Source organism: Aquabacterium sp., assembly GCF_004297345.1.
GTDB lineage: Bacteria > Pseudomonadota > Gammaproteobacteria > Burkholderiales > Burkholderiaceae_C > Aquabacterium.
The window spans coordinates 1-4,482 of sequence record NZ_SCTN01000262.1 but is presented as its reverse complement, the minus strand read 5'-3'; the positions used below and the strand labels follow the sequence as shown (position 1 = coordinate 4,482).

The 4,482-nt window shown below is 60.5% G+C and carries 4 protein-coding genes and 1 pseudogene; 2 read left to right on the top strand and 3 right to left on the bottom strand.

Translation table 11 applies throughout. The features are described 5' to 3' along the window. On the top strand, window positions 1-300 hold a 300-nt coding region (locus tag EPO09_RS09285; RefSeq protein WP_290642414.1), incomplete at its 5' end, for a DUF4936 family protein. Window positions 301-358: 58 nt separating this feature from the next. Next, complete coding sequence (locus tag EPO09_RS09280; protein WP_290642412.1) at window positions 359-1,357, top strand: NRDE family protein; 999 nt, start codon at window positions 359-361, stop codon at window positions 1,355-1,357. On the opposite strand, the gene EPO09_RS09275 is transcribed toward EPO09_RS09280, so the two are convergent. The 3 genes and pseudogenes from EPO09_RS09275 to EPO09_RS09265 form a co-directional block, all read right to left on the bottom strand. Further along, complete coding sequence (locus EPO09_RS09275) at window positions 1,347-2,213, bottom strand: YbgC/FadM family acyl-CoA thioesterase (RefSeq protein WP_290642410.1); 867 nt, start codon at window positions 2,211-2,213, stop codon at window positions 1,347-1,349. The genes EPO09_RS09280 and EPO09_RS09275 overlap by 11 nt on opposite strands. Window positions 2,214-2,320: 107 nt before the next feature. Continuing rightward, window positions 2,321-4,063 carry an AMP-binding protein gene (locus EPO09_RS09270; RefSeq protein ID WP_290642408.1) on the bottom strand — a complete coding sequence of 581 codons (1,743 nt, stop codon included), beginning with the start codon at window positions 4,061-4,063 and terminating at the stop codon, window positions 2,321-2,323. Window positions 4,064-4,216: 153 nt separating this feature from the next. Continuing rightward, window positions 4,217-4,482, bottom strand: a pseudogene (locus tag EPO09_RS09265) (acetyl-CoA C-acyltransferase); the annotation flags it as partial.

Sequence of the window (4,482 nt, the reverse complement as noted above, 5' to 3'; positions counted from 1 at the left end):
AGATCGCTGTATGTGTACTACCGCGTACCTGTTGAACATCAACAGGCTGCTCGGCACGCCATCGACACGATCCAGATGCAGTTGCAACGCGAGCATCCCGGTTTGAGCGCACGCCTGTTGCAACGGGCAGATGAGCCTGCTGGTGCCGCTGTTGATGTGACGTGGATGGAGGTCTACGAGCATCCCGCGGGTGTCAGCATTGCGTGTGAGCAAAGCTTGCTGGCCTTGATCAAGTCCCTGCCGGCTGAACTGATAGGGGCCCGTCACACGGAAGTGTTTTCGCCACATGTTTTGCCATAGATTTGACACCAGGCCGATCGTCCACACGATGCGGCTTGAACAGTGAAGAGGTTGTGCGATGTGCCTGGTAGCGCTGGCTCTGGATCAAAGCAGTCGTTTCCCATTTGTGCTGGCGGCCAATCGGGACGAGTTCTATGACCGCCCCGCGGCCCGACTGGGTTGGTGGGAGCCGGAAGGCGGCGGGCCGCCCATCCTCGGTGGTCGTGATCTGCATGCAGGGGGCACCTGGCTGGGCTTGACCGCTCACGGTCGCCTGGGGCTGATCACCAATATCCGCAACCCGCAGGATATGGATCCCCAGGCGCCATCACGCGGACAGATCGTACCGGAGTGGCTCAAAGGCGATACCACCATGCCGATGCTGTGGCCGCGCCTGGCGATTTCCGGCTACAACGGGTTCAACATGCTCGCGCTGGATTTTGCTGAAGGCGAGTGTTTCTGGGTCAATAACCGCAAGCTGTTCCCTGAACGATTGCAGCGTGGCGTTTTTGGCCTGTCCAACGCCATTCTCAACACACCCTGGCCCAAGGTTCAGCAACTGAAGGCCCGTATGCGTCAGGCTGTTTCGCAGGCTGGTGATACCGAAGGTTTGATCAACAGCTTGTTCGAAGCGCTGTCTGATCCCACGGCGGCGCCAGACGAGCAATTGCCTCACACGGGTGTCTCACAGGAATGGGAACGCCTGCTGTCGCCAGCTTTCATTAAATCGGAAAACGGCCTTTACGGCACGCGTTGCTCGACCGTGGTCATCACCGAGCGCGTCAACAAGCGACTGGTCACGCACGTACTGGAGCGCACGTTCACGCCCACGTCCAGCATGGCCTTGCTGCGCCGGGTCACGCTCAAGAACTGGCCACCACGGCACACCATGGCGGAATCAGAGGTGGCCAAGCTGGATGCCACCCTGCCCCCACCTTCCATGCGTCATGAGGACGCGTTCGAGAGCAGCCCGGTGTCCGAGGTGGACAACCACGCCTTGCCCGAATCAGCGCCCTTGCGTAAAACGCGGGCACGCAGCCTGATCAAGAACAGCCGCGTGCGTTCGCTCAAAGTGTGAGCGTCATGCGCTGGTGAGGGATGGCGACTTCGTCGAACACTTCGCCTTGCGGCTTGAAGCCTTGGCGTGCATAGAAGGCTTGTGCGCTGACTTGCGCGTTCAGGCTGAGGTGCTGGATGCCGCGTGACCGTGCCTCGTCCATCAGGGCCTTGAGAACCTGATCGCCCAGGCCGATGCCACGCGTGCTGCGCAACACGGCCATGCGGCCAATCTTGGCGTGCCCGCTCTCTTGTCCGAGGTGGATCAGCCTGCCGGTGGCAAGCGGCAATCCGGCCAGATTGCAAGCCACGGCGTGAACCGCTCCGGCATCGTCATCGTCCCATTCTTCGGCTTCGTCTATGCCTTGCTCATTGACGAACACGGCGATGCGAACGGCCCGTGCCGCATCTGCCATGTCGCGCCAGGCGCCGCACACCACGCGATGCACGGGCGCACCTTGTGCATGTGATTCGATCTGCTGGCGCACAGACGCCGGCACGGGCGATGATTTGCCTGTGAGCAAACTGGTGTGCACATAAACCGTTTCGCCCGTCACCAGCAGGCGCCCTTGTGCCCAGATGGCCCAGGCGATGGTGATCGAGGAGTTGCCGATGCGTTCGCAGCGCACGCCGATGTCCAGCCAGTCATCCAGGCGGGCTGGTGCGTGGTATTCCAGCGTGTTGCGGCGCACGAAGATGTCGCCCTGTTCGTGCTTGATCCCCTCAGGGTAAGGCAGGCCCACTGCGCGCCAGTATTCCGAGATGCCGACATCGAGGTAGGTCAGGTAGTGGCCGTTGAAGACCACTTGTTGCGCATCAACCTCCATCCAGCGAACGCGCAGGCGATGGGTAAAGCTGAAGTCTGAGGGACGAGTCATGGCGGTGGGGCGATCAGGTTCGGTCAGATCGCATCGTGCATGAAAAAACCCGCGCGGCGAACCGGGCGGGCTTTGGTGTGGCTCAGCTGAAACTGAGTCAGCCGAGATCAGCGCAGTTCGCGACGCAGGATCTTGCCCACAGGCGTCTTGGGCAACTCTTCGTTGCGGAATTCGACGATGCGGGGGATCTTGTAGCCGGTCAGGTTCTTGCGGCAATGCTCGATGATGATTTCCTTGGTCAGGCCAGGATTACGCGGCACGATGATGATCTTCACGCGTTCGCCAGCGACTTCATCAGGCACGCCCACTGCGGCGCATTCCTTGACGTCAGGGTGCATGGCCACAACGTCTTCGATCTCGTTCGGGTAGACGTTGAAGCCCGACACCAGGATCATGTCTTTCTTGCGGTCCACGATCTTGAGGAAGCCTTGCTCGTCCATCACGGCGATGTCGCCCGTGGCCAGCCAGCCTTCGCTGTCGATGACCTTGGCGGTTTCTTCAGGACGCTGCCAGTAGCCCTTCATGACCTGAGGACCACGCACGCACAACTCGCCTGGCTCGCCGATGTTGGCCCAGCTGCCGTCATCGCGACGGTTGCGGACTTCGGTCGAAGGCACAGGCACGCCGATCGAACCGGTGAAGGCAGGACCTGGCTTGGTGATGTCGACAGGCGCTTGCGTCACGATGGGCGAGCACTCGGTCAGGCCATAACCTTCCACGATGGAGTTGCCCGTGACTTCCTTCCAGCGCTCGGCGATGGAGCGTTGCAACGCCATGCCACCAGCCACGGCCAGCTTGAGGTTGGAGAAGTCGCGCTTGCGGAAATCAGGATCATCCAGGAAGGACGAGTACAACGTGTTCACGCAAGTGATGCCGCTGAAGTTCTCGTTCTTGAGGATCATCATCACGCGCTTGGTGTCACGCGGGTTGGCGATCAGGATGTTGCGACCGCCCAGCGCCATGAAGATCAGGCAGTTCACGGTCAGCGAGAAGATGTGATACAGCGGCAGCGGCGTGACCACTGTTTCCGTGTCACCCGTCAACTGGCCTTCGGCAAAAGCCAGCGCCTGCTGGCAGTTGGCCAGCACGTTGCGGTGCGTGAGCATGGCGCCCTTGGCCACGCCGGTGGTGCCACCGGTGTACTGCAGGAAAGCGAGGTCTTCCTGCTTGATCTCGACGGGCTTGACCTTGACCTTGGCGCCGGCCTTCAGCGTGTCACGGATCCAGACTGCACCAGGCAGGCTGTATTCGGGCACCATCTTCTGCACATTGCGCAGCACGAAATTCAGCAGACGGCCCTTGGCGTTGACGAAGCCATCAGACAGCAAGTCACCGATCTGGGTCAGCACGACGCGCTTGACCTGGGTGCCAGGCAAGGCTTCCTGCAAGGTCTTGGCGAAGGTTTCCATCACGATGATGGTCTCGGCGCCAGAGTCCTTGAGTTGGTGATTCAGTTCACGCGGGGTGTACAGCGGGTTGACGTTGACCACCACAGCGCCAATCTTCAGCACAGCGAAAAGGCACACCGGATACTGGAAGGTGTTGGGCAGCATGATCGACACGCGATCGCCCTTCTTCACGCCCTGGCTCTGCAGCCAGCCAGCAAAGGCATTGACCAGACGATCCAGTCGGTCGTACGACATCTCCGTGCCAATGCTCACAAAGCCCGGACGATTGCGGTACTTGTTGATGCACTCATCGAAGTAATGGCCCAGCGAGCGGTACTTGTTGACATCGATGTCGTGCGGCACACCTGCTACATAGGACGACAACCAGATGCGGTTGGTCGAGCCATCAGGGTTGACGATGGACTGTGCGGGCGAAGCCGACGCAGCGGCTGATTGGGTCATCCGGATCTCCTCATGTGCCTGCCTGGACAAGTGGCAGGATGGCTTGTGCCCGCATGGACCTCTCGATTCATGCGGGTCGCCTGGTCAAGTGACGGAGTGTATCAATCCCGGGGCACCCATTAAGGGTTTTCCGCCCCGGGGAAACAGGAAAAATTAACGCTCGATGATGGCGACAACGCCTTGACCACCGGCCGCACAAATCGAGATCAGGCCACGGCCCGAACCCTTTTGCGACAGCATCTTGGACAGCGTGGCCACGATACGGCCGCCCGTAGCAGCGAAGGGGTGACCAGCGGCCAGCGAGCTGCCGTTGATGTTGAGCTTGCTGCGATCGATCTTGCCCAGCGGCTTGTCGAGGCCCAGCTTTTCCTTGCAGTACTTGGGATCTTCCCAGGCCTTCAGTGTGCACAGCACTTGCG